The sequence below is a fragment of the Alteromonas sp. R7 genome (assembly GCF_055755235.1).
In genome coordinates this window covers 144,133-169,870 of sequence record NZ_JBVTQX010000009.1, presented here as the reverse complement: position 1 = coordinate 169,870, position 25,738 = coordinate 144,133, and the positions used below count along the sequence as shown (strand labels likewise).

Sequence of the window (25,738 nt, the reverse complement as noted above, 5' to 3'; positions counted from 1 at the left end):
AATTACCTCATTAGTCAAACGCTTTGTAGTGACATCCCGCCCTTACGTTTTCAAATGATCCACGAATTTAATGGCGTAATTGACCAACATAAATAAGCTAAATTTCTCATTTATTGTCAGGATTTTGTATCATTGCGACAACGGAATAATAATGAGAACACAATGCAAAATTTAGCCCTAACCTACACTGGCGACGTCGCCATTCTAACCATGCAAAATGGAGAAAACCGCCACAATCCTCTCTTCGCAAAGGAGATGCTTTCAGCGTTAAATACCATTAAAAGTAATGAAAGCAGTAAAGCACTAGTGATCACATCAAATGATGAGAAATGCTTTAGTCTAGGTATAGACACAGACTGGCTAATGCCAGCGATGAAAGCAGCTCGCACTGAGGAAATAAAGCAATTTATGTACGGTATGGATGACGTGTTTAAAGCGCTGCTTCTTTTCCCTCTTCCCGTTATTGCTGCAATCAACGGACACGCCTTCGGAAACGGAGCAATTTTGGCGTGCGCTTGTGACTTCAGATTTATGCGCGCAGACAAAGGCTTCTTCTGTTTCCCTGAAGTAGATTTATCAATCCCCTTTCTGCCCGGTATGATTGAGTTTGTTAAAAAAGCGATGCCGTATTACAGATTTAATGAAATGAAGCTTTCCGGAAGGCGTGTATCTGGTAAAGAATTAGAGCAAGATCACGTGGTAGAAAAGGCGTACGATACACAAGAAAGCTTGATGGAAGGTGCGCTGAATTACGCTAAGACCTTTGATAAAAAGCGTGGCATTTTTGGCGAACACAAAAAGCGTCTACACAAACATATCATCCACACTATCGATAACGAGAACAAACCGTTAATAGAATCGCTTTCACTCATGGCATAACAATAATAGGCACTATGGTGAAGCGTCACTTAAGACGCTTCACCGATATTTGCTAATAAGTCTTTTCATGGGCATATCGATGTTGGGCTCTACACTGTTAGTTAGGCCTTGGTGTTCTCTTCCTAAAAAGATCGACTTTAACCCCCCAGTGCAACGATGCAATTCTCATTAAAACTGTTACAGAGATAGAACCTAAAATGCACCAAATGTAAGGGATGTCTAGGGCAAAAAAGGCGGCGTAAGTGAGACCACCTGCAAAACATGCACTCGCGTAAACATCTCCACGCATAACGTAAGGTACTTCTCTGCAAACCACATCGCGCATCAAGCCCCCGAAGATACCGGTTGTCATACCCATCGTTAGGGCGACAATCATTCCGGTTCCACTAATGAGTGCTTTCTCGATGCCTATGACATTAAAAATAGCAAGCCCTATGGTGTCGATAAGTATAAAGTAAAAATTGGAAGGAGAAGGCATATAGCGAATGAATAAGACTGTCGCGAATATAGCTGAGTAGGTTGCTAGTAGATACTCTGAGGTTTCTACCCAGAAAATAGGTTTTCCTAATAGGAGGTCTCTTAAAGTACCTCCGCCAAGGGCTGTCATCACGCCGACAACGACGATGCCAAACCCATTGATACTTTTGTCATGCCCCAGTAATGCGCCCGATACAGCAAAAAATGCGACGCCAACAACGCCTAACACGATAAAGTATTCTGTACTCATCCTTCTCTCTATTAAGAAACCTTAATGTTTGTATTAAAAAACAGGTTGAATGGATCGAATTTCAGGCACAAAAAAGCCCGCTTAAAGCGGGCTTTTTCGAAGTTAACAATAACGCAAGGATTAGTAATCTTAGTTAAGCTTCTCTTTGATACGTGCAGATTTACCTGAACGCTCACGTAGATAGTAAAGCTTAGCACGACGAACCGCACCGCGACGTTTCACTTCAATTGAAGAAACTGCCGGGCTGTGTGTTTGGAACACACGCTCAACGCCTTCGCCGCTAGAAATTTTACGCACGGTAAAAGACGAGTGCAGACCACGGTTACGTTTAGCGATAACAACACCTTCATAAGCCTGAAGACGCTCTTTGTCACCTTCGGTAACGCGAACTTTAACAACTACTGTGTCACCTGGACCAAACGCAGGAACATCAGTCTTTAGCTGTGCTTCTTCGATTTTTTTGATGATATCTTGACTGACTTTGCTCATCATATCCTCTCGTCCTAGTTAACTGTCATCTTGCTGCAGTTGCGCTTGGAATAATTCAAGCAAACGCTGCTGCTCCTCAGTCAGAGCTAGGTGATTTAACAATTCAGGGCGACGCTGCCAGGTTCTACCTAATGATTGCATCAATCGCCACTGCCTAATTTTTTCATGGTCCCCACTTAACAACACATCAGGTACCTTTTGACCATCAAGTATTTCGGGCCGCGTATAATGCGGACAATCCAAAAGACCGTCAGTGAAAGAATCTTCAACTGCTGAGGCTTTATGCCCCAACACGCCAGGAACTAATCGAGCAACCGCGTCCATAAGAACCATTGCTGGCAGTTCACCGCCGCTTAGCACGTAATCACCAATAGAGACTTCTTCATCTACATGGCTTTCGATTACTCGCTCGTCGATACCTTCATATCGGCCGCAAATTAAAATTGTGCGGTCAATGTTAGCAAGGCGCTGTACGCCTGCTTGGTCAAGGGGTTTCCCTTGTGGTGATAAGTAGATCACCTTACTTTTTTCGCCACCAACTTTCTTGGCAGCTTGTATTGCGTCGGTTAGCGGTTTTACCATCATCAGCATACCGGGTCCGCCTCCGTAGGGGCGATCGTCTACTGTACGATGGCGATCATGTGTAAAGTCACGGGGGTTGAAGGTGTCAACCGATAACGTTCCAGACTTAACTGCTCGACCTATAACACCCTGTTGGGTAAAAGGGGCAAACATATCTGGAAACAGGCTAACAACGCCGAACCACTTTTCCGGTGTCACTTAAAACCCCGGGTCCCAGTCAACTTTAATGACCTTCGCTTCCTTATCCACCTCTTGTACGACTTCGTCGAACACAAAAGGTAATAGTCTTTCTTTTTGACCAAAAGCATCGCCTACATTCGCTTTAACGTGAATCACGTCGTTAGCACCTGTATTAAACACTTCTTTCACCACACCCAAGTCGTAACCTTGCGTTGTTACTACTTTCATGCCGGTGAGCTCACGCCAATAAACCCCTTCGTCGCCTAAATCAGGCAGCTGTGAAGCATTTATGTTGATATCCAAGTTTTTGATGCGCTCAGCATCATCTCGACTATCAACGCCCACAATTTTTGCAACGAGGCTTTTACCGTGCGGTCGCCACTGGTCAATTTGGTATTCTTTTTCATCGCCAAGAAACCATGGCGCGTAATCAAAAATACCTTCTGGCGTTTCTGTATAGCTGTTGATTTTGACCCAACCTTTAACACCGTACGGTGCACCAATTTTGCCAACAATCACTTTGTCAGACGCTAGACTCATCTATACCACCAGTTAATAACAGCTTACGCTGCAGATTTTTTCGCTTCTTTTACCAAGCTAGAAACGCGATCTGATAAGCTCGCGCCTACACCAACCCAGTATTCAACACGTTCTAGATCTACGCGAAGACGTTCCGCTTGACCTTGTGCAGTTGGGTTGAAGAAACCGATGTTTTCAATGAAACGACCGTTTCTTGCACGACGGCTATCAGCCACCACTAGTTGATAAAATGGACGCTTTTTCGCGCCACCACGCTGTAAACGAATAGTAACCATAAATGCCTCAAACTCGTTGTAGCGTTACCGTTAACTTAAGCCTTCAAACTACGACTAAAAATTAGACGCCAATTAGAAGGCCGCCGAATTATACGGATATCGCCACTCAATGCAAGTAAAAGTCTTGCTTAACTTATAATTAGCGCGTGCTCGGTGACATTACTTTAATCATTGTCGATAGCAGCACTTTAATCATCGTCGAAAGGAGCACCACAACTAGCAAGGCTCAACAAACAAACAATTAACGGCAGCGTTTTTGTTGTCTTCGTATTGGGGAAAGGTAATCTCGTGAAATTTAAAGACGAAGCAGGGTTACACTTGCGTCGTTATAGTCGTAGGGAACGTTTTGCCATTGTGGCTTTTTAAGCTCTTGTGATTTTGTCTCTTCTACCCCGGCAAATTTGTTTGATTTGAGTATTAAACTGGGAAAGCCTTGGGCGCCGATGCTGCGTGACATAGTGATTTCATTATTTAACTTCTTTTCTGTGCTTTCACTATTGAGATCCAATTCGAATTGCTCGGCATCAAGCCCTATTTCTTTAGCAAATGCTATCAAGGTATCAAAATCCGAAGGGTTTCTTGCATTCAGGTAATACCCTTCTTGAATTGCTTTGATCATTGCCTTCTCTAATGCTTTTGCTTCATCGCTATCTCTAGCCTGCGCTTTTGCTGCAAGAACTGCTCGACACGAAGGATAGGTCGAACGACGAGGCTGACACTTTGTCCAAAAATCATAGTTGAATTGTGTTCCAGGCACACGATCTTGAATAGTTTGCCAATAGCCTGCAATAGTAAGTTTCATTTGTTCCGGCATAGGTAAATCACTATCCGGTGCGAGCCCGCCAAGCAAGTAGACAACCTCAATGTCGTTGGGTAACTCACGCTGTATTTGCTCCCAAGTAGGAACGAATGCCCAACACCAACTGCACATTGGATCATGAACATAATACAAAGTACGTGTTTCACTCATCGTTATTTTCCCGTTTTAACTATTTTGCTTTGCTTCTGCGACGTTAACTTTCATCCCAGCGTAAATACTGCCGCTGTAATCGCATTGCCTACGTCCAATGTACATGCTTTGCCGTATAATCCAAATAATGAATTTTAATAAGCGTAGCGAAATCAACGCTATGAATTAGTTATGCGCATGAAGAGGTAATTTTGACAACACCACTCGCTAGTGTATCAACCAAACAAGTCTTACAGTGGATTGGCTCACATTTACTTCGCTACAAAGCGCGCGTTGTAGGTGCAGTTATAGCACTTTTCACGGCCGCAGTTGCATGGCTTTTACTTGGGCAAGGCATTAAGTACGCTATCGACAGCGGCTTCATAGAAAACGCAGCGGATACGTTAAACAAAGCCACAGTATTGGTGCTAGCCATTACTATCGTGGCCTGTTTAGCGACATATGCGCGCTTTTACTTAATGACTTGGCTTGGCGAGCGGGTTAGTGCTGATATCAGAAACCAGGTATATGCGCACTTGCTGTCTCTTCCGCCTTCATTTTTTGCAGAACTTAGAACTGGCGAGGTCATTTCTCGATTTACCAGCGACACTACAATTATCCAGACTGTAGTGGGAATGAGTTTGTCGATGACCCTTCGCTCGGTCGTGACTTTCGTTGGTGCACTGGCACTTATGACGTTTTCTAGTCCCCTTCTTACCTTCTGTGTAATTGTTGCAGTACCCGCTGTGCTGGTTCCTATCAAAGTACTGGCGCCTCAAGTGCGCCGTTATGCCAAAGAAAGCCAAGACAAAGTGGCAGACTTGGGTGCTCGCATTGATGAAAGTCTCCATGAAATTATGACCGTACAGGCCTATACCGCTGAAAATGCCGAACGAATGCATTTCTCTAAAAAGGTAGAGCTTGCCATGGACGTAGCTAAAAAGCGTATTCACTATCGCTCACTACTTATTGGCTGCATCATGTGTATCAGTATGACGGCCATCATCTTTATTGCTTGGGTGGGGGCAAGACAAGTATTAGACGGCACTATGACCGTAGGTGAACTCTCCGCTTTCCTTTTCTATGCCGTAATGGCTGGCGGCAGTGTGGCCACAATCAGCGAAGTCATTGGTGAAGTACAGCGAGGTGTTGGTGCAAGTGAGCGTTTGTACGAGCTATTTACCACTGAGCCTTCTATTCGATCTTTGAATGGTGACACAGCTGAAGCCTCTGCTTCTTCAACGTACTCAGCATTAAAAGGAGCAAGCGCTAAACCGATAATCTCCAAAGCGGCACCAAAAATAGAATTGGAAAATGTCAGCTTTGCTTACCCCAACAGCAAACCTTTGTTTGATAATTTAAACATTAACATTCAAGCAGGAGAACGTCTTGCTCTGGTAGGAGCAAGTGGCGCAGGCAAAACAACGCTATTTCAATTATTAATGCGCTTCTACGACCCAAGTGCCGGACAAATACTGTTCAATGGTGCGCCTATCAACAAAATGCCTGTAGACGTTCTGCGCCAACATATTGCGATAGTTACCCAAGAGCCCGTCGTCTTTGCTGATACCGTGTTGGAAAATATTCGCTACGGCAGCCCACATGCAAGTGACGACGCCGTGATAAATGCAGCGAAGCAGGCATTTGCCCACGAATTTATCGATAACCTAGATGAGCGCTACAACACACAGTTAGGCGAACGAGGCGTAAAACTTTCTGGCGGTCAAAAACAACGTATTGCTATTGCTCGCGCTATTTTGGCCGACCGCCCAATTTTACTCCTCGATGAAGCAACAAGTGCGCTTGATGCGATGAGTGAGCGTATGGTTCAACAAGCGATAGATAGATTAATGGTAGGTAAAACCAGCATTGTGATTGCTCACCGACTTGCGACGGTGCAGCACGCCGATCGCATATTAGTTATGGATAAAGGTCAGGTCGTAGGAAGCGGCGACCATGCATCGTTAATGAAAAGCGATACCCTGTACAGGGAATACGCCGAACTGCAATTGCTTAGCTGAACCGCCTGTGGTGCTATACGGTACAAACAACGAGGTCGACCAATCGACTACAAAACATACGTTTTGGTAATACAAAAATAAAGGGCCAGCAGCTTTTTCTGCACAGGTTCCAATAACGCTACGGGTTTAAAATGAAAAATTCATTCTATGGTGCAATGAAGACATGGACAGGTCTTTGCGCTCTTTTTTTAATGATGGTGCCAACTGCAAATGCGCAGTTTATGGGAGACAGGCAAGCAAAGCTTGTAGTAACCAAGCCCATTGAATTTATGAACGAAACGCGAAAAGTGGAAGCAGTAGGTAGTGCTGAAGCCGTTCGTTCAATTGTGTTGTATCCTGCCGTCGCTGATGAAGTAACAGAAATTAACTTTGTCCCTGGGCAAACAGTAGAAAAAGGAAAGGTGCTTGTTCGTCTTGATGATAGACGTCAGCAAACGGCATTAAAACGCGCCAAACTCACTTTGGAAGACGCTCAGCGCACCGTAGAACGATTAGCATCAAGCTATAAGCAAGGCGCTGTGCCGGTCAGTGAATTGGACTTAGCACGCACTCAACGTGACCTTGCAGAAGTTGCATTGGAAGAAGCTCAAGCCGATTTACAAGACAGACACATCGTTGCGCCTTTTGACGGTGTGGTGGGCATAACTGACGTTGAAGTAGGCGATCGCATTAACGAGCAGACGGTTATCACTACACTGGATAACAGAAGCAAACTCTTTATTAACTTCAGAGCGCCTGAAGCAGCATTGCCCGTTTTACTGAATGCGCCAAACGTAACGCTTGAGCCATGGAGTGACAGAGAGAAACTAGTAAGAGCCGAAATAGCTCAGGTTGATTCTCGTATCAATGAGGCAGATAGAACGCTTCGCGCTAGAGCATTACTCGACAACTCTTCTGATCAATTTCGCCCTGGCATGAGCTTTCGGGTTAATTTAAGCATTGAAGGCGATCGCTTTGCTGCCATTCCAGAAGCCGCACTTTTGTGGGGAGCTACTGGCGCTTACATATGGCTTGCCGAAGACGGTAAGGCTAAACGTGTTGACGTGAGTGTTCACCAACGTCTTAGAGGAACTATCCTTGTTTCGGGCGACATTGAAGAAGGTGACACACTAATTTCTGAAGGTGTACAACGCTTACGTACCGGACAAGAGATTACTACCGAACTGGCCGGAGGGCCTCAAGGTGAGTGATCCAAACCTATCTTCGTCAGTTAGCGACTTACCATCGCTATCTATTCGACGCCCGGTTCTTATTGTTGTACTAAATCTACTTATTGCTATCGCTGGGTTTGCTGCATTGAGCGGTCTTGAAGTGCGCGAACTGCCCGATGTAGATACACCTCAGGTAACCGTTACAGCAGAATTTCCCGGCGCATCTCCTGAAACAGTGGATGCCGAAGTAACTGGTCGCCTTGAAGGTGCGGTTGCACGTGTGAGTGGCGTCAAAGACATCTATGCGCAAAGTGAAGAAAACTCGGCCCGTGTTCGGGTTGAGTTTCGCCCCGGCGTTAACTTGGAAGACGCGGCTAACGAAGTACGTGAGTCGGTCAGTCGAATTCAGCGACAGCTTCCGGAAGATGTCGAACAAGTATCGATCATTCGAGCCGACAGCGACGCTCAGGCGGTCGTAAGCCTTGCTATTTCAAGTGATACCTTGGACATGGAGACGCTCACCGAACGTGTCGACACCGATGTAGCACCATTGTTTTTAAGCATTCCTGGCGTTGCCGACGTTATGTTAGATGGAGAAAGAGAGCGTGTGCTGCGCGTTTCTGTAGATCCTCTACGATTAACCAGTTTTGGCCTATCGATGAGTGACATTGCTAATGCACTATCGCTTGCGCCTTTTGATGTACCCGCTGGCAGTATTCAATCTGCCGAACAAGCCTTAATCGTGCGAGCTGATGCAACTTCGGTATCGGCAGAAGATGTGGGTAACATTGTTGTAAGCGGTGACATTCGCATTAATGATGTTGCCAGTGTGTACTTCGGCCCTGCCGACACCACCAGCGTAGTTCGTTTGGATGGAACGCCAGTCATAGGCGTTGGCGTAATACGTCAAGCAAGCTCTAATACGATCGAGATTTCAGATGAAGTGCTGGCCATGGTCGCAGACCTCGACAAGCGTTTTACTGATATGCATATCGTAGTAACGTCCGATGATGCAGAGTTTATCCGCGACTCGGTTAAAGAAGTAGTCGTCTCTCTCAGCCTGACCGTGGCGTTAGTCGTGGTCACACTCTTAGTGTTTATTGGTTCATGGCGTGCCACCATCGTCCCAGCCCTTTCGATACCCGTTTCGCTAGCGGGTGCACTGGCTATTATTTGGGGCATGGGCTTTTCCATTAATATTCTTACCCTCCTCGCTCTTGTATTGGCCACGGGTATGATAGTAGACGACGCTATTGTGGTTTCTGAAAATATACAGCGTCGTAGAAGTATGGGTCTAGGTGCCCGTGCGGCTGCCGTGGTGGGCACACGAGAAGTATTCTTCGCAGTGGTAGCAACAACCGCTGTACTCGCCTCAGTATTTATTCCCATCGCATTCCTTCCTTCTACTGCAGGGCTTTTATTCAGGGAGTTTGGAGGCGTATTAGCTGGCGCTGTTATAATCTCATCTTTCGTCGCCCTTTCCTTGGTTCCTGCACTTACCGCCCGACTTAAGGTGAAAGAAGCGAAAGAAAGCGGTTTGTTTAGCAGGACCTTTGGCCGTTTTGGCAACGCTTGTTTGCGCCTGTATCAGGCGTCATTATTAAAAGCGCTCAAATATGGCTGGGTAGTTGGTGTGTTAAGCTTAGCAGCAGGCGGTGGCGCTTATATTTTATCGCAAAATATCGATAATGAATTACTGCCAAGCGAAGACAGAGGCACAATTCGTATTTTTGCACGAGGTCCAGACGGTGCTGGCCTAAACTTTATGGACAGACAAGCTGAAAAGATGGAAGAACTGCTGCTTCCCTATGTGGATAACGACACCATAGATTCCATTTACACGGTAGTCGGTTCGTGGGATCCCAACATCGTCTTTATCACAGCGCCTTTGAAGCATTGGGATGACCGAGACAAATCTCTGCAAGAAGTAGTAAATGAAATACGCCCTAAGCTTCAGCAAATTCCTGGTGCGCCAGGCAGTGCCTTTGGCGGCAATAGTTTGAACCTTCGCGGTCAAAGCGGCGGGCTTGAAATAGCTTTAACTGGCGACACTTATGAAAACATTTTCGAAGCTTCACAAGCGTTCTCTCGTCAGATTGAAGATGCACTACCCGAACTAGGTAGACCGAGAATAAGCTACGACCCTACCCAACCTCAGATGAGAGTAAATATTGACAGACGCCGTGCTGAAGAACTGGGCGTGCCGCTTACCGATATAGCAAGTACCCTGCGCGCCGCTGTGAACGGCGATGATATCGCAGATTTGAATGTGGGCGACCAATCTATCCCTATCATGCTGCAAACTAATAACCGCAGTACATTAGATCCATCTGAGCTTACTAGCTTATATGTGAAAAGTACCGACGGAAACTTGGTGCCTCTTTCTAGCGTAGCTTTCATCAGTGAAGAAGGTGTTGCCGCTGAATTAGAGCGTCAGGCACAGCGCCGCGCAATTAAGCTGGAAATGGAATTGCCCGAAGACGTAGCGCTTAGTAATGTAGTAGAGAATATTCGCAATCTAGCGGCAGAATCATTACCGAACGGTATCGGACTTGTGTTTCTTGGCGAAGCACAAACTTACGAAGAAACGTCTAAGCAAGTAGCGCTTACCTATGTGTTGGCTTTTGTTATTGTACTGCTTGTATTGGCTGCACAATTTGAAAGTGTGAACAGTGCGGTTGTGGTTATGCTTACCGTTCCTTTTGGTATTGCAGCCGCGGTCTATGCCCTGTTTTTAACGGGCACCAGTATCAACATTTACTCTCAAATTGGCTTAGTAATGTTGATAGGTCTTCTTGCTAAAAACGCTATCCTACTGATTGAATTTGCCGACCAGCTTCGCGATAAAGGTTATGATATTTACGATGCTATCGTTGAGGCTGGTAGAGTGCGATTACGCCCTATTATGATGACGCTGGTTTCAACAATCCTAGGTGGCCTGCCGCTCATTCTGTCCACAGGCGCTGGCGCAGAAGCTCGTAATGCTATTGGCTGGGTCGTATTTGGTGGGTTGGGTATAGCCGTGGTATTTACTCTATACCTCACGCCAGTGTTATATCTCGCTCTTGCCCGCTTCACCAAGCCTCGTGCAGACGAAAGTGCTAAACTTGAAAGGGAAATGGAAGAAGCGAACGCACAGCATTCCTAGGATTTACCCGCTTAAGTAGGCGCTATGCCTATTTAAGCGGCACCTAAACGGCGACTGTGCGCTAGGTTTGCTTTGAGAATTAAGAGAGACGCCCAAGCTACGTGTGTTGTAACAACAAGTGTTACTACCCGCGTTAAGGCTTGGGCGTTTTTTTATTAAAAAACGGCTGATGCTAGAGCTTTCAAATGGATTAAGAACCTACTGCCCTAGTAGGTTTTACAGAACGCTTTGACTTTGGCTTTACCTGTAAAGGCGAGTAGTTGATCGACCATCCTATCAAAGTAAGGGTTGTAGGTTAGCCTTGCATACACCTTGTCTTTCTTATTAGTTGCTAACTCTTCATCAGCGTTATCGGGCTCAAATCCCCACGGCCCATACCACACTTCTTCGCCGGCTTTGCAGCGCGCTTCAGCGTCACTACCTTGACCGTTATCACATATGCGAAAGTCACTCGCAGTACCATATAGCGGGTTCTTATCTGAAAAAAGTGTACTCATATGAGAGGCTGCGCTAATACGCTGCTCCGGGACTTTCATGGTTTGCATGATGAGTGTATTTTCAGGTACATCGGGTTCGTCCTCACCCTGCCACAATAAACACTTGTGTGGATGAGTAAAATTATCTCTAAACTGTTCAGCTACTTTTTTTGTGTCAACCACACTGTCTTTTTCTGCCACCACCATAAGCACAGGTAAATTCAACGCACGCTTTTCTTTTTCCGATTTAGAGAATAAATCTTGAAGCACATTTACGCTTTCTTGATAGGCAGCGAACCCTGGCATTGCAGTGGAGTTATAGCGGCTTGGGTTATCTTCTTCTTCAACATTAGGCCAGGGAAATAATGAGTCAATATAAGGCGCTAAACGGGACACAAAGAAGCGTGATTTAAAGGCTGGTGAAAAATGCATTAGCCCTTTTATATCAAGCTCTTCAGCCATCGAAAAACTTGCTATTGTGGTCAAGTTAGCGCCCGTCGAAAAGCCACCAATGTAGAGGTTGTCTACTTCTTCGGAAAATAGTCGTATGTGATGATTAGTTTCTGTCTGCCACTGCTGATAGCTAACATTTAGCATGTCTCCGGGTTTTGAGCCGTGTCCCGGCAACAAGATGGTTCTAACGTGAATGCCCTCACTGCACATGGCGTTGGCAACATCACGAAAAAAGTAAGGTGAATCGCCCAATCCATGAACTAACAAGGCGCCAATATTGCGGTATTGTGTGCCGCATTCAAATGGCATATTCATGGACATTTCTTGTGCTTTGTCGTCAGAAACAAATGCCCTATGTTCAAGCAAGTAACGTTCAACTTCATTTAGGTAATTATCGAAAGGCTGCACACCAACCGGGAAGGCCTGTGCACTGGCGCTAAACTGAGAACTGTGCGACGAATGGCAGCCGCTCAATAAGAACAGCGCGAGAGAAGCAGCACATGCGTGTGCTGCTTTAACGGTAAAATTTGGCATTGTTAACGTTTAGGTCTGTGGCAATAAAAAAGCGATTATTGCAGTGTATCTTTACCCGAAACTAAAGCTTTGGCGAGTAATTTATGGGTAAGTAATGATAGCAGTTCGGTTTCTTCCTCGCTTCGCTCGCCATCAACGCCTGTGATCGCCATCGCCACTTCTAGTGTTTTCTCAGCATCAAACGACAAGTCATGTTTTAAGCTGCGTAAAAACGTAATGGCATCACCGGTGTCAATGGCCTTTCGGGTTTGGTAGATAGTATCGTTAAGAAATGCTTCGCGGCAGATTGGACTTTGCCAGTCTAAAGACTCAACCATTGCATTCAGGTAGTCTTGTTCAGACAGCGTGACCATTCCATCGACTTGATAAAGTAAAACTGAAAGCTTGATAAGGGCTTGGTTAAAACTTTGTTGTTCTGATAATTGCATAACACTCTTCCTCTTCGTACTGTACGCGGCAGTACCACAACATGCTCTGCATCCTAGCAGTAGCGATAATTTTCAGTGTCTACATTGCGCTATTAAACATCGAAAACACTTTAGCCGCTGATTAACTGCAATAGGACCTGTAAACCTTTACTTTGGTTCCAAGGATTAACTGGACCAACAATGTAGACCGCAGAATTGACGGTAACATTACGCAGCGATGAAGCTTTTAGTTCACAATGTTAAATAAGTGTAAACACCTATTGCATTATAGGTGTTTTTTGACAGGTTCCAAGTGTCATACATCTCAAAATCTTGTGTGATGATGATGTAAACATGGGTTAAAAAAGGCAGTAGCTTATGTTTAGATTTGAACAACTAACGTTGTATGAAAGCCTGGCACACCCTTAATAAACGTGGGCCAGACTTACTTTTACAGGCGATGGGTAAAATTAAGAAATGACGTTAACGCAAGCCCAACGTGATGTCGTTGATGTAGAAATTACCAGTATAGACTTTATCGTTATTACCGTGGGATTCTAATGCAAAAAACTGCTTATCTTCATCGTTTAGGGCTTGATACCCCCCGATCACCTGATAAATCCACACTTCAGGGTCAAAGTCTAAAGCCCGTTCTTCAAAGTAATCCAGCGCCGTTTTAGGCTGACCAGAATCGATGACTTCACAGAAATACGCTTCTACCGCTTGCTGCAATGGATCTTTTTCAAGTGACAAGGTCGATTGCTCAGTCACATCAATGTCGACTGGTTTCGTGTCTTCGTGCTTAGTCTGACGTTTGTGTACGTGGGTTAACGACGCCACTATATTGTGGTAATCGGCTTCATGCTCAACGTTGTTCACGTCTGGAGCAGCGTTAGCAATAATCGCGTCCGATTGGTTAAACAACACAGGTACGTTAGTCAGGTTAGCGTAGTTGCCTGGCGCAAAATCAGGCTGCTGCTCCATGTGTAGCAAGAAGCCTTTAAGCAAGCGTGTTCGACCTTGGAACTCTCTGAACCGACCCAACAAGTCTAATAAGCGTGCTTGTACTACTGACAGCTCCTGTGCGGCCTTGGCAAATCGCTGTTGTAGCGACACCACCAGCAAGTGACGAAGTTCGCGGTTAGAACCTGCCAGTTCACTTAATTCATCGAAGCGGAAACACTCAAGCTGGGCAAGTAAGTCGGTTACCTGTCCTTGCGCTAGCTCATTTTCGCGAATTTTAGCTTCAACCGAAGACACGTAGCCAAACTCATTGTTAATACGGCCAAACATGACACGCACGCTATTACTCAATGATTCTGAAAGTTGATAGACATGCTCGGTCAAATCGCCCATGTGGGCTGCCGCTTCATTGTACTTGTTGTAGTGAAGGGCTTCTTTATAGTGCTCGGTTAGGGTTTTAAGGCTTGCCAGCGACGCACCGATATTAGCGTTGATAGTCCGGTTGCGCTCGTCTTGTAAGCTCCCCTCTAAAAGCGTTCTCACCGCGCTTTTCAAACGCAGTTCGCTTTGCGCTTCCGGACGCCACAATACGCCTAGTTGAACAAGCTGTTCCAACACCTTAGGGCTGTGATCGCGCTCTTTTACTGAACCATTAATATACGCCTGCATGATCAGGTCGCTGTGACGACCCAATGCGTTTAATAGTTTAGTTCCTGCCTGAATTAACACCTGACTCATATCAAGCTACCTTGCGAAATAGCGGCCTCCGCCTGCTCAGATAAACTCAGCGCTTCGGTTTCATCAATGAAACGTAGCATTTCGTAAAGGTGTTCAATTTTGCCAGTGCCCAAATAAATCTGTTTATCTGGGTTTGGCTTAATCAGATAACCCATTTCAGTTAAGCGTTTAAACACCTGCTTTAGCTGACCATCCAAATTCACACTGGTAGAACCAAACATGCGATAGCGCGATATTTTCTCTAACTGCTCAGCATAGGCGGGGGTGTCTTCAATGGTAGTTTGCAGCTCGTTTAATCGAATCGCGCTACCCATGGTAATGGGCATATCAGATTCATTGGCTTGCTGAACTAGCAGCAACCACTCTACCAGAGGCACTAGGTTAGATGCTGTATCTTGGAACTGCTGTGTAAGCACTTTGCGCTCGTTCTCACCAATGGTAAGAAAGCTAGCAAAGAAAACATCACCTTCTGCAGTAGTTGAAAGTGTGCGGTTCAGCAAGGCTAGGTGAGGCTCTAGCTGAGCTGCGTTATCTCTTGATTTAAGAAAACGCCACGCTTCTTCATCGGTCACCTGACAAATAAACGCGCCTTGTAAAAGTGCACTTAGTACACGGCCTTGTTCTGTCATCATGCTGATGTCTCCTTGCCTGCTACTTCATTGTTCTTGTCTGCTTCTTTTTTGAGTTTTATGCGGGCGCCTATTGAGCTTGCTTTCGGCTGAACCACCTGCAATTGACGCGTTACCTTATCTATCAAGTAGCGGTTTTCAAACAACGTCAATACTTCTGACTCTGGGTTAGGGAATGCGCCGACTACACTAATGTTATTGTTTTGACACGCTTCAAAGATTTTCTTCACGTTGTTTTGGTGAAGTGTACCTAGTTCATCGATCGGCCAATGCACTGTGGCGTCGGCATCGCCGCGCAGCAGACGGGTGAAAGCGAGTAAGAATTTACACAAAATTAGGTAGGCCATACCGTGGCTTGATGACTCGTTAAGCTGACGGTCGGTACGAATAACAAGGTCACTTTTACCCTCACGTAGGTGTAGCTCGATATCAAGTAGCTTGCTAATGCCGCCCGTAAGCGCTGCACGGCCAAGAATATCAAGAACCCGACGCATACTTTGACCGTATTCTTCTTCCGGTAACTCGTTAGCCCCCTCTTCCATCCAGTGTTCATAGAGCTTTCTGAATTGCTCAAGTTCAGGCCAGAATTCAAGTTCACTAATACGTGAGCGAATTTTAACAGCCGAGTCTGATACACCATCAAGAGAAAGGTCGCCGTCGACCTCTTGGGTAATACGGCGGCTTTGCGACACAATGCGTTTGTCGATATCGGCAAGTACAAAATAGTATTGCGAAAGATCGGCACCAAAGATACGACCTTGCTCACGCAAGCCCTGTAGCTTCTGCGGAACAATCACGTTTAGAAGCTGTGCTAGATGCGACACCATACGGCGATGATCAAAGCTCTTCACGCCGTGGGCGTTCAGCGTTGCACACTCTTCACGGGCGCGCTCCCACGTATCAGATAGCCCTGTGCCCGCTTGCGCGGCAATAAGCTGATCGAACCGCTCTACATAGGCGCGAATATCGCTTAGTAAGTTTTCGCGCTCTTGAAGCTGGCTTTGCACTTCTGAAATACGCTGACCAATACTTACATCGTCGTGCTTAATTTCAGCCGTTTCATCACCTGCCTGAAGCGTAAGCTTGGCAAGAGATTTACTTAAGGTTTTAACCTGTTCCAAGTGCTCACTGGCAGTTTTAAGCGTAGTTTCGAGCTGCCCGTGCTGCTCTTGAAGCTGTTCGCGGTTAGCTTTATAGGTTGCTTGTTTGCTGGCTAAATTACGCTCAGATTCGCCCAATAACTTACGCGACTTAGACAAGCCTTCCTGCCATACCACTTTTTGCTTGGTAAACACGTTAGTGTACCAACGCTCGTAGTCGGCTACTTTATGACGGTGGGTTTCAGTGCGCGTTATGTCTTCTTTAAGCTTATTGATTTGCTTTTTAAGCTGACCTATTTCATCAACATCCACACCGCGATTGCTCAATTCGCTTTCTAGCCAATCCTGCATATCTTTGCGATCTTGGGCAGCATTGTCTTTCGCCTTACGCATGTCGCTATCAAGCTGAGATATACGTGCTTCACTGTCAGCGATAAGCTGCTGCCAATGGAATTTGTGTTCGGTTTCCGCTTCGCGCTGCTGATCTTTGATTTCGTCACGACTAAGCTCAAACTGAGCCTTCGCTTGCTTTTGCGACTGCTGATTCGCTTCAAGCTTAGTTTTGGCTTTTTGCTTACGTGCAGAAAGCGCCTGCTGATATTCGCTAAGTACCGTATCGCGGTCTTGCTGTGCACGTTTACGGCTGGCTTCGGCACTCTTAACAGCGTTGTCTTTTTGGGTAACCACAAGCTCGGCGTTGCGCACATCTTCGTTCGCTTTCGCCAAGCGCTGTTCGCATTCGTTTTGCGCAGCAAGGGCAGCGGCTTGACGAATTTCAGCTTCTTGCAGTTGCTGCTTAAGCGCTTGCTCGGTAAAGGCATAGTCTGGGGTATCAAGTTCAGTAAGTGCTAACTTAACGCCCATAAAGGTATGGCTGTCGCCTTGTGCATCCTTTGCCATAGCAGGCGCTAAATCAGTGCGCTCTAGTAGCTCAGGACGCACAACTTTACCTAAGGATAACTCCCAGTCATCGACATTGGCGCGCAAGAACTCAAGTAGCGAGCCTTCGCCAGGGTAAAGAAGCGCATTAATCTTGTTAACCGCTTTTTCTTCTTGTTGAAAGGCGTTGCGTGCTTTATCTAACGCATTTGAACATTCTTTGCGAAACTCAACTGATTTACTGTGCGTCTGCTGCGCTTGTCGCAGCTCACCGCGCGCTGCATCTTCATTGATAGATGCTTCTTTAATGGCCGCATCAAGAATATCTAGCTGAGATTGTTCAAACTCGTTGTAGCCTGCATTGCTAAGTGACGCTTTAAGTTCAGCTTCAGCAACTTTTAGCTCGTTCAAACTATTTTGGAAATCGTTCTGAAGCGCGCTTAGCTGGCTATTGTAGTCGCTCTGAATGCGACTTAATGCTTCACGCTCGCTCTGCTGCTGCTCAGCTTTATTTTCTGCGGCTTCTTGGCGTGCGGCTGACATTTCTTCCAGGGTAATTGACAGCTTTTCACCTAGCTCAGCCAAGCGCTTGTTGTAGGCCGACTCAATATCTTGGTGTTTTTCAGTAAGCAGTACATAGCGACTATCGGCCATGGCCTTTTCATTTTGCCACTGCGCTAGATTTGCCACGTCTTCTTTAAGCTGCTCAATATTTTCGTCTTGCCATTTATCGAATTCACGCTCTACCGTATCAAGTTCACTGGTGAACTTCTCAACATCAGCGCGAGCAGATGAAATTACCTGGTTTAGGTGATCACGGGTATCACCCCACTCGCTGTCCGTTTGTTTGCGCTGGAAGCTATTCTCATCCAGTTCATTCTTTGTGGTTTCAACGCGCGCAGCCAAGTAGGTCTTATCAAGCTCGAAGCTATGCTTAAGGTTAGCAAGCACTTGCTCTGTTGTGGTTAGCGCCATGTCAGCTTGTTCGAGTTTAGAAAATTCAGGGCGAATTTTGTCGAACTGTTTAATTAAGTGACATTCTTTAATCCAGTCATCGACGCGGTGGCGGCTTAGGCCTGAAGTAGGTGGCGTAACACCATCCTCTTCTAAAATGGCGGCAATCATGGCCTTGATAGTTTCCATCTTGCCTTCTTTAGAGTGAACCGCTTTAGCCAACTTCTCAATGTGGCGCATGTGTTTCGACGGTTCGCAAAGACTAAAGATTTTGGCGTAACCTAATAGCTCACGGGCATTGTTACTCTGGTTTAGCACACCGTGATCGTTTTGAATGATTGCACGGAAGTCTTTCGTATTAAGTAAGCTCGTAACCAATATGTTGTTACGCTTCATGGCACGTGCAAGCTCGGCGCTGCTTACACTGGCGTGTTTGCCGTTCTTTTGCTCTATCAAATAATCACTGATTTCAAATGGCTTGCCAATTAAACGATAATTAACGCCAGTTCCATTTGAGCTTAACACTGCTTGGCACAGGTCACCTTCGGCACGCGTGTATTCATAAATAATAAAGCTAGATAAACGAGGCAAATACCAGCGTTCAAAGCTGTCACGGGTTGCCGGTACCACGCGGCTAGGATATTCACCGTAAAACACGGGAATAAGTCGTTGAAGCGTGGTTTTACCCGACGCATTGGTACCACAAATATTGGTGTGTCCATCAAGCTTTAGCTCGACCACGCCTGGTAAATGCGTGTCGATAAGAATAATACGTTTTAAGCCTGCCATAGTGTTCCTGTATTAATAACTCTGCCGCGTGAACGCTCACACAGCACAAAACTGTACCTGCTTTGATAGGGTAAAAGTTGCATACCTGAAAGAAAGCGAGCACATGCGCACGATGTAGCCCGTCAGTGTATTATGAATTCACGAATTTGCACAGATGCGCGGTGATTTGTTGGTTATAAAGCATGCTATTGTTTAAAAGTTAGTTGGCAAAGCTTTTGAATATCCCAAGAACGCCAAATAAATATAAAGCGGCACGTACTGATTAGGTACGTGCCGCTTTAGCGAAAGCATTGAGGTTTCATAGAACAGCGATGAAATGAACTGTTTCTACAAGGCTGTTCATCAGTTGTTTTACTTCACTGACAATACATTTACCGACTCTGGTGCGGGATACATAATGCTAAAGCTGGGCGTAATATCACCCGAGGCTGCATTTAGAATATTGTCAAAACGCAGGATCATGCCATTTGATTTTTCAGCAACATATACATGACCATTGCTGAGCATCAAGTCTACCGGATTACCCAACATTGAGTTCGGTCCTGCAATATTGACGGATACATCCGTTATGCCATCGGCACTGCCTGCGCCAGGAATCACGTACAATTTACCGTCAGTAGCATCCGCTGCGCTGCCTACATCAGAAATGACCAAACTATCGCTTTGGCTATCATAGTCTATGCCATGGATGTTGGTTGGCGCGGCAAATGCTGTCCCACCACTTGCAGGGACAATCAGCCTATCTTCACCCGTAATTACGGTTTCACCGCTTTTCATTTTGCGCATCACTTCTTCAAACACGGCAACCGAACCGTTAGTTAACGCCAGATACGCGCTATCAGTTGATGGGTCGTAATCCACATCCCAAGGGCGCGCCCCGTTGGCCGCTTCAAGTGTTAATAGAGGCGCAACATTGCCTGACGCACAAGGCGAGAATACGCGAACGGCAGGAGTAGCTTCGTTAACATCTGCCACAAATACCACACCTGCTTCTGAGGCAATATCTAACCCTTTAGGTGCAATCAAGCCTGTATCGCCACCCGCAATCATGTGGTCGAAACTATCGCTATACATCATACCGTCTCGCATGGTTTTGAGGCGATTAATCACGAGTAAACCACCCGTTGAGGTTTCAACATCATCGAAAGTAATGACGCCATCACCGCTAGCCGTGAAAGCGGCACTCTCAATGCTCATACCAGCGTCAAAAGTGCTTAGCTCACTGGAAAGTACAGCGCTGTATTGCGCTACTTGCCCCGTGGTTGCACCTTCGCTTGCAGGGTTACTTGATACCGAAAGGCCCATAATAGGCATGGTAGTTATGCCATCGTCCGATGCGTCTTTCATCTCGTTCAGCTGAGTTAACTCGGCCAACGACTCTGGTTTTACTGAAGGCGTTGATAGCGTTGGTGCAACGTCGCCGCTCGCACCGTTAAATATGTTTGAGAACACCAAAATGGCGTCATTGGATTTTTCCGCCACGCGAAGATCAGAACCGGTTAAAACAATGTCTACCGGATTACCAAGCTGGGTCGATGCGCCGCCAATAACTCTGCTTGGTACGACAGCGCCATCAGCTGATGAAACATTTTCTAAAACAAAAATTTGACCATCATCAGCAATTGCAGCATCGCCAACGTCTGACAATACCATACGATTAGACATAGGCTCGTAAGCGATACCGTGCAGATTAATCGATATTTGATTTCCGTCTGCATCTGAAGGCACCACTGAACGCATAACTGCGGGCGCAAAATCAGAACCAGCGACATTATCGTAAACCGCAAGTGTCCCATCGGTCAGTGCAACAAACAATCTATCGCTTTGTTCGTCATAGGCCACATCCCATGGTTTTGCTGAGGTCATTATTTCTGCAATCGGTGCAACATTGCCTACTGCTTGGCTACCGAATACGCTAACCTTTTGACCGTTAAAGTCAGCCACCATAACTAAACCTGCATTTTCAGCAAAGGCAATACCTTTCGGGTTAACAAGGCCCGTAGCTGCGCCCGTTATCTCGTGCCCTGCACTCATCATGTAGTCGGCTTGAGCTTCAAAATTACAAAGCGTTCTTAATAACGGTAAATCACTGTCGCCAGCTTGTACTAAGCTTCCGCTTTGCGTGAATACAATCCCCTCATTGGCTCCTGTGGTTACCGTGGATAAGACGTTCGCGTTTTGGTCAATCGAGGTAACAGTATTGCGGTTGTCATCGCCATTGTTTGCGACCAAGAAAGTCGCTGACGCAAAGCCTGGGGCTCCATCCTGACCGGGTGCACCATCTTGGCCAGGCGCGCCATCAGTCCCATCGACACCATTTGTTCCGTCGTCACCGTCGCAGGCACTTAGCGCGAGAACCATTGCCGTCGCCAACAGTGACAGTTTTAATTTTTGCTGTGATGTTTTATTGAATTCCATCTTCATCTCCGTACTTGTTGATTCGTGAAGAGACGTCACTTAAACGCGCGATGCGATTAGTACTGCTCACGTCCTGTTCAACAAGCCAAACGATTGATGAGTGATACTGGATGCAAAAAAATAAAAAAACCTCAATGCATTGCTGCGATTGAGGTTTTTAAGCATTGCTAAGTAATGCGACAGCCTTTTAACGAGGTGGGAAGCCACCGCCTCCGCCAAACCCGCCAGGACCGCCGAATCCACCCGGGCCGCCTGGGCCACCAGGGCCTCCAAAACCGCCACCCGGAGGCATCATGCCTTTCATCTGGCGCATCATCTTCTTCATGCCGCCGCCAGACATCTTTTTCATCATTTTCTGCATTTGCGTAAACTGTTTAAGTAAACGGTTTACATCTTGAATTTGGGTTCCTGAGCCTGCTGCAATACGGCGCTTACGCGACCCTTTAATCATATCTGGACGTGCGCGTTCGGCCGGTGTCATTGAATTAATGATGGCTTCCATTTGGTTAAACTGCTTGTCGTTTGCCTGATCTTTGATTTTATCAGACATACCGCCCATGCCAGGCAGCTTATCAAGCATTCCCATCATGCCGCCCATGTTCTTCATTTGCTCAAGCTGATCTTTAAAGTCTTGCAGGTCGAAGCCTTTTCCTTTCTGTACCTTCTTGGCCAGCTTTTCCGCTTTCGACTTATCTACTTTACGCTCAACCTCTTCGATAAGGCTAAGCACGTCACCCATGCCCAAGATTCGAGACGCAACACGCTCAGGGTGGAAAGGCTCAAGTGCATCAACCTTTTCGCCCATACCGATAAACTTGATAGGTTTACCCGTGATGTGACGAACCGACAGTGCAGCACCACCTCGTGCATCACCATCTGCTTTGGTCAGTATTACACCGGTTAGCGGTAGCGCGTCGTTAAACGCCTTTGCCGTATTCGCAGCATCCTGACCGGTCATGGCATCAACCACGAACAGAGTTTCAATTGGCTTAACAGCAGCGTGAAGCTCTTTAATTTCGTCCATCATGTCGTTGTCGACATGCAAACGACCTGCTGTATCCACTAATAGTACATCGAAGAAATTCTTCTTCGCTTCAACAATGGCATCGTTAACGATATCAATGGGCTTTTGTAAAATCGTTGACGGATGAAAAGCGACATTCACTTCACCGGCAAGGGTTTCAAGCTGCTTGATAGCGGCCGGACGATAAACGTCGGCACTCACTACCATTACTTTCTTTTTCTCGCGCTCAGTTAGGTATTTCGCAAGTTTACCTACAGACGTAGTTTTACCCGCACCTTGTAAGCCCGCCATAAGCACAACAGCCGGAGGTTGAGTTGCGAGGTTAAGCTTTTCGTTCGCCTCCCCCATCACCGACTCTAGTTCAGACTGAACGATTTTAATAAATACTTGGCCAGGCTTGAGGCTTTTGGTTACTTCGGTACCAACTGCACGCTCTTTTACCTGTGCAACAAACGCTTTTACTACGGGTAGCGCAACGTCGGCTTCAAGTAGCGCCATACGCACTTCGCGTAGCGTTTCTTTAATATTGTCTTCAGTAAGACGCCCTTTACCGCTGACATTTCGTAATGTCTGGCCTAAGCGTTCTGATAAATTCTCAAACATAGTATGAAACTTCTTTTTATTTCAGACGTAATGCCCGCATTGTAACGTAAAAGCGAACGGTAACGTACCCACAATTGCGGTTAAATTTTTAAACTTTTGCGTCAAGGGTTGTCGAAATCTGATGTACGAATTTCGAAGTCGATATGGAGTAAAAATTGTCCTTCCATGATCCTATACCCACACTAAAAGTGGGTGTGAAACAAACAAAATCAAGGAGATGGTTGAATTTACTTGCAAGTTGCAGTATCAATACCGACTCAGTCGGTGAAGACGTCACCTACCTATTACAGGACGCATCATGAACACCCTTTTCGCCATTTCTGCTGCTTTACTCTACGCATTAGCTGCGGCAGTACTTATTGGCAAATTCGTACACCAAGACGGCCCGAATAAGCGATTAGGGCTATCCATCGCTAGTGTTGGGGCAATTGCACATATCGCTTTTCTCACCAACGTTATTATTGTCGCGCCTGGGCAAGACATGAGTGTAACCAACGTGCTTTCATTAGTGTCGTGGATAATCACCGTTTCCATGCTTATATTTGCCCGCGCCATTCCTAATCTTATTTTACTACCTGTTGTTTTCGGCTTTGCAAGTCTTACGGTACTCGCCTCACAGTTTATTCCCGTGTCGTACATCATGCACATAGAGCTGCAGCCGGGCTTAGTTATCCATATTAGTTTGTCATTGTTTGCTTACTGCACTTTGGTCATTGCATTCTTATACGCACTGCAAATGTCCTACATTACCTACCGGTTAAAGCAAAAAGGTGCTGCGCTACTACATTCATCACTACCGCCTTTAATGCTTGTAGAAAACATTTTGTTCAAGCTGTTGCTTGCGGGAACTTGTTTACTAACCGTCTCACTAATTAGCGGGTTTGTTTTCTTAGAAGATATGTTTAACAAAACTTACGCGCATAAAACGGTGCTATCAGCGGCCGCTCTCGTTGTTTTTCTCATTCTTTTAATAGGCCAGAAACTTCGGGGTTGGCGCGGGCGACAAGTTATTGTGATGACAGTCTTGGGTGTGACGCTACTGTCCCTTGCCTATTTTGGTAGCAAATTAGTTCGCGAATTTCTTCTTTAAAACTCCCTGTATTTATTGCTGAGCTCGCTGCCGGGCTTGCTTTTTAGGCGGCTCGGCGGCGCTTGTCACTTTTTGGTGTTATCTAGTTAATTAGGGGCATATCAACAATTTTCCCTTGAAACTCGCACCTCAAATCAATACATTTGAAGCCTAAGTTAAGACAGGAACCCATTAATTGGACGACATATCAACGAGTACGCTGTTTATCGCGCTCGGCGTACTCATATTACTATCTGCGTATTTCTCTAGTTCAGAAACTGGCATGATGTCGATTAATCGTTATCGACTCAAGCATTTGCAAGGAGAAGGCAACCGCTCAGCTATACGTGTTGCTAAACTTCTAGAACGACCTGATCGCCTTATCGGCCTTATTCTCATCGGAAACAACTTAGTGAATATTGCAGCATCCTCGCTTGCAACCATACTTTGTATTCGTTTATTCGGTGACTACTGGGGGCTGTTTGCTGCTACCTTTGGCTTAACGCTGGTCCTACTTATTTTTGCAGAAGTAACGCCGAAAACACTGGCTGCGCTGTATCCAGAAAAAGTGGCATTTCCGAGCTCCATTATTCTGCTTCCACTGCTTACCTTGCTGTACCCTTTTGTGGCAGCGATTAACGGTATAACAAACGGCATTCTAGCTTTGCTAAGAATTAGTCCTGCAAGTGGAAGTGACGACTCGTTAAGTCGAGAAGAGTTAAGAACCGTGGTTTTTGAAGCTGGTGCCATGATCCCTAAGCGACACCAAGATATGTTGGTGAGTATTTTGGACTTAGAAAGTGTAACGGCCGAAGATATCATGGTGCCACGTGCTGAAATTTTTGCTATCGACATTAACGACGATTGGAAGAAAATTCAAAAAGCGTTAACCCATGCTCAACATACCCGTGTTTTATTATACCGAGACAGTGTCGACGATGCGGTAGGCTTTGTGCATGTGCGTGACGCCCTGCGCCTACTATCAAAAGACCAGTTTACTAAATCAAGCTTGCTTCGCGCTGTTCGTGAGATTTACTACACGCCTGAATCTACCCCGCTGCACACGCTGATGTATAAGTTTCAAGCGGAAAAAGAGCGCATTGCTTTGGTTGTTGATGAGTATGGAGACATTATGGGTCTAGTCACTCTTGAAGATATTCTTGAAGAGATTATCGGTGACTTTACCACCAGTATGGTTCCAGACCACAGTAAAGAAGCACACGTACAACAGGATGGTTCAGTATTGGTTGATGGTAGTGCCAACGTCCGGGAATTGAACAGAGAAATGGATTGGAACCTGCCTACGGAAGGCCCTAAAACCCTTAATGGTTTATTACTTGAGTATCTTGAAGATATTCCTGAGAACAAAGTAAGCGTGCGTTTGGCGGGTTATCCGTTAGAAATTGTAGACATTTCAGAAAGCATGATAAAAACCGTCAGAATCATGCCGGAATACTATGTTGCACCTAAAGAGTCGAATAACGACCACTAAGCGTTTTGGTGGTTAACCTGCCTTTCGGCCTTATCAGCTAACCTTTTGATTCGTCAGCTAGACGCTGTGCTCTATTTGCCAGCGCTCTAGCTTTCGCAGCAGCGACCTTATCTGACAATTCAGATAATTTGGCAATAATATCCTGCGTCTCCTTATCTTCACGTAAATCAGCCTCCGCCATATGCGATTGCAATGAACGTTTAAGGAGCTCAGGAATAGATTTGCTGTCCATTTCCCAACCCTTCAATAGAATAAACTTTGACACTCTC

Annotated in this window: 20 protein-coding genes; 6 read left to right on the top strand and 14 right to left on the bottom strand. The window is 45.9% G+C overall.

Features of this window, described 5'->3' with window-relative positions:
• Positions 1–162 precede the first annotated feature (162 nt).
• Complete coding sequence (locus AC0J2X_RS15305; protein WP_069943971.1) at positions 163–879, top strand: enoyl-CoA hydratase/isomerase family protein; 717 nt, start codon at positions 163–165, stop codon at positions 877–879.
• Positions 880–976: 97 nt separating this feature from the next.
• Here the strand turns inward: AC0J2X_RS15305 and AC0J2X_RS15300 are convergent, their stop codons facing one another.
• From AC0J2X_RS15300 to AC0J2X_RS15275, 6 genes are all read right to left on the bottom strand, one after another.
• Positions 977–1,606 (bottom strand): trimeric intracellular cation channel family protein, encoded by a 630-nt coding sequence (locus AC0J2X_RS15300; protein ID WP_069943970.1) that lies wholly within the window; start codon positions 1,604–1,606, stop codon positions 977–979.
• Between the two features lie 129 nt (positions 1,607–1,735).
• A complete protein-coding gene (gene rplS / locus AC0J2X_RS15295; protein WP_024015986.1) occupies positions 1,736–2,095 on the bottom strand; it encodes a 50S ribosomal protein L19 in 360 nt (119 codons plus the stop codon).
• 18 nt (positions 2,096–2,113) lie between these two features.
• Positions 2,114–2,875 (bottom strand): tRNA (guanosine(37)-N1)-methyltransferase TrmD, encoded by a 762-nt coding sequence (trmD, locus tag AC0J2X_RS15290; protein ID WP_014948834.1) that lies wholly within the window; start codon positions 2,873–2,875, stop codon positions 2,114–2,116.
• The gene (rimM, locus tag AC0J2X_RS15285; RefSeq protein ID WP_014948833.1) at positions 2,876–3,397 is read right to left on the bottom strand and encodes a ribosome maturation factor RimM; all 522 of its coding nucleotides are present in this window, start codon (positions 3,395–3,397) and stop codon (positions 2,876–2,878) included.
• A 23-nt stretch (positions 3,398–3,420) separates the two neighbouring features.
• On the bottom strand, positions 3,421–3,672 hold the full coding sequence (gene rpsP / locus AC0J2X_RS15280; RefSeq protein WP_014948832.1) for a 30S ribosomal protein S16: 252 nt from the start codon (positions 3,670–3,672) through the stop codon (positions 3,421–3,423).
• Between the two features lie 295 nt (positions 3,673–3,967).
• Entirely contained in the window at positions 3,968–4,642 is a 675-nt protein-coding gene (locus AC0J2X_RS15275) for a DsbA family protein (RefSeq protein WP_069943969.1), read from the bottom strand.
• Positions 4,643–4,833: 191 nt separating this feature from the next.
• On the opposite strand from AC0J2X_RS15275, the gene AC0J2X_RS15270 reads away from it, so the two are divergent.
• The 3 genes from AC0J2X_RS15270 to AC0J2X_RS15260 all read left to right on the top strand — a co-directional run bounded on the left by AC0J2X_RS15270 (position 4,834) and on the right by AC0J2X_RS15260 (position 10,941).
• Positions 4,834–6,642, top strand: a complete 1,809-nt coding sequence (locus tag AC0J2X_RS15270) for an ABC transporter transmembrane domain-containing protein (protein ID WP_039227269.1) — start codon at positions 4,834–4,836, stop codon at positions 6,640–6,642.
• 131 nt (positions 6,643–6,773) lie between these two features.
• A complete protein-coding gene (locus tag AC0J2X_RS15265; RefSeq protein WP_014948828.1) occupies positions 6,774–7,832 on the top strand; it encodes an efflux RND transporter periplasmic adaptor subunit in 1,059 nt (352 codons plus the stop codon).
• Positions 7,825–10,941 (top strand): efflux RND transporter permease subunit, encoded by a 3,117-nt coding sequence (locus tag AC0J2X_RS15260; protein WP_069943967.1) that lies wholly within the window; start codon positions 7,825–7,827, stop codon positions 10,939–10,941. Before AC0J2X_RS15265 ends, AC0J2X_RS15260 begins: the two co-directional genes overlap by 8 nt.
• Before the next feature lie 206 nt (positions 10,942–11,147).
• Here the strand turns inward: AC0J2X_RS15260 and AC0J2X_RS15255 are convergent, their stop codons facing one another.
• From AC0J2X_RS15255 to ffh, 7 genes are all read right to left on the bottom strand, one after another.
• Entirely contained in the window at positions 11,148–12,404 is a 1,257-nt protein-coding gene (locus AC0J2X_RS15255) for an alpha/beta hydrolase (RefSeq protein WP_069943966.1), read from the bottom strand.
• Positions 12,405–12,439: 35 nt separating this feature from the next.
• Entirely contained in the window at positions 12,440–12,832 is a 393-nt protein-coding gene (locus AC0J2X_RS15250) for a TerB family tellurite resistance protein (protein WP_014948825.1), read from the bottom strand.
• A gap of 462 nt (positions 12,833–13,294) precedes the next feature.
• Positions 13,295–14,512, bottom strand: coding sequence for a phosphoenolpyruvate carboxylase (locus AC0J2X_RS15245; RefSeq protein ID WP_069943965.1), 1,218 nt, complete (start codon positions 14,510–14,512; stop codon positions 13,295–13,297).
• Positions 14,509–15,144 (bottom strand): condensin complex protein MksE, encoded by a 636-nt coding sequence (locus tag AC0J2X_RS15240; protein WP_014978725.1) that lies wholly within the window; start codon positions 15,142–15,144, stop codon positions 14,509–14,511. Before AC0J2X_RS15240 ends, AC0J2X_RS15245 begins: the two co-directional genes overlap by 4 nt.
• Positions 15,141–18,863 (bottom strand): ATP-binding protein, encoded by a 3,723-nt coding sequence (locus AC0J2X_RS15235; RefSeq protein WP_069943964.1) that lies wholly within the window; start codon positions 18,861–18,863, stop codon positions 15,141–15,143. The genes AC0J2X_RS15240 and AC0J2X_RS15235 overlap by 4 nt, the downstream gene beginning before the upstream one ends.
• A gap of 351 nt (positions 18,864–19,214) precedes the next feature.
• Positions 19,215–21,281, bottom strand: a complete 2,067-nt coding sequence (locus tag AC0J2X_RS15230) for a YncE family protein (RefSeq protein WP_069943963.1) — start codon at positions 21,279–21,281, stop codon at positions 19,215–19,217.
• 187 nt (positions 21,282–21,468) lie between these two features.
• A complete protein-coding gene (gene ffh / locus AC0J2X_RS15225) occupies positions 21,469–22,908 on the bottom strand; it encodes a signal recognition particle protein (RefSeq protein ID WP_069943962.1) in 1,440 nt (479 codons plus the stop codon).
• 298 nt (positions 22,909–23,206) lie between these two features.
• Between ffh and AC0J2X_RS15220 the strand changes: the two genes are divergently transcribed.
• Both AC0J2X_RS15220 and AC0J2X_RS15215 read left to right on the top strand, forming a co-directional pair.
• Positions 23,207–23,998 carry a cytochrome C assembly family protein gene (locus AC0J2X_RS15220; protein WP_014948818.1) on the top strand — a complete coding sequence of 264 codons (792 nt, stop codon included), beginning with the start codon at positions 23,207–23,209 and terminating at the stop codon, positions 23,996–23,998.
• 175 nt (positions 23,999–24,173) lie between these two features.
• Complete coding sequence (locus tag AC0J2X_RS15215; protein ID WP_014948817.1) at positions 24,174–25,469, top strand: HlyC/CorC family transporter; 1,296 nt, start codon at positions 24,174–24,176, stop codon at positions 25,467–25,469.
• Between the two features lie 37 nt (positions 25,470–25,506).
• Here the strand turns inward: AC0J2X_RS15215 and AC0J2X_RS15210 are convergent, their stop codons facing one another.
• A complete protein-coding gene (locus AC0J2X_RS15210) occupies positions 25,507–25,701 on the bottom strand; it encodes a hypothetical protein (RefSeq protein WP_014978722.1) in 195 nt (64 codons plus the stop codon).
• Positions 25,702–25,738 lie beyond the last annotated feature (37 nt).

Bases quoted from the DNA above. Each gene is read 5' to 3' on its own strand.
- AC0J2X_RS15305 (WP_069943971.1), top strand. From the start codon at position 163: ATGCAAAATTTAGCCCTAACCTACACTGGCGACGTCGCCATTCTAACC.
- AC0J2X_RS15300 (WP_069943970.1), bottom strand. From the start codon at position 1,606: ATGAGTACAGAATACTTTATCGTGTTAGGCGTTGTTGGCGTCGCATTT.
- rplS (WP_024015986.1), bottom strand. From the start codon at position 2,095: ATGAGCAAAGTCAGTCAAGATATCATCAAAAAAATCGAAGAAGCACAG.
- rimM (WP_014948833.1), bottom strand. From the start codon at position 3,397: ATGAGTCTAGCGTCTGACAAAGTGATTGTTGGCAAAATTGGTGCACCG.
- rpsP (WP_014948832.1), bottom strand. From the start codon at position 3,672: ATGGTTACTATTCGTTTACAGCGTGGTGGCGCGAAAAAGCGTCCATTT.
- AC0J2X_RS15275 (WP_069943969.1), bottom strand. From the start codon at position 4,642: ATGAGTGAAACACGTACTTTGTATTATGTTCATGATCCAATGTGCAGT.
- AC0J2X_RS15265 (WP_014948828.1), top strand. From the start codon at position 6,774: ATGAAAAATTCATTCTATGGTGCAATGAAGACATGGACAGGTCTTTGC.
- AC0J2X_RS15255 (WP_069943966.1), bottom strand. From the start codon at position 12,404: ATGCCAAATTTTACCGTTAAAGCAGCACACGCATGTGCTGCTTCTCTC.
- AC0J2X_RS15250 (WP_014948825.1), bottom strand. From the start codon at position 12,832: ATGCAATTATCAGAACAACAAAGTTTTAACCAAGCCCTTATCAAGCTT.
- AC0J2X_RS15245 (WP_069943965.1), bottom strand. From the start codon at position 14,512: ATGAGTCAGGTGTTAATTCAGGCAGGAACTAAACTATTAAACGCATTG.
- AC0J2X_RS15240 (WP_014978725.1), bottom strand. From the start codon at position 15,144: ATGATGACAGAACAAGGCCGTGTACTAAGTGCACTTTTACAAGGCGCG.
- AC0J2X_RS15235 (WP_069943964.1), bottom strand. From the start codon at position 18,863: ATGGCAGGCTTAAAACGTATTATTCTTATCGACACGCATTTACCAGGC.
- AC0J2X_RS15230 (WP_069943963.1), bottom strand. From the start codon at position 21,281: ATGGAATTCAATAAAACATCACAGCAAAAATTAAAACTGTCACTGTTG.
- ffh (WP_069943962.1), bottom strand. From the start codon at position 22,908: ATGTTTGAGAATTTATCAGAACGCTTAGGCCAGACATTACGAAATGTC.
- AC0J2X_RS15220 (WP_014948818.1), top strand. From the start codon at position 23,207: ATGAACACCCTTTTCGCCATTTCTGCTGCTTTACTCTACGCATTAGCT.
- AC0J2X_RS15210 (WP_014978722.1), bottom strand. From the start codon at position 25,701: ATGGACAGCAAATCTATTCCTGAGCTCCTTAAACGTTCATTGCAATCG.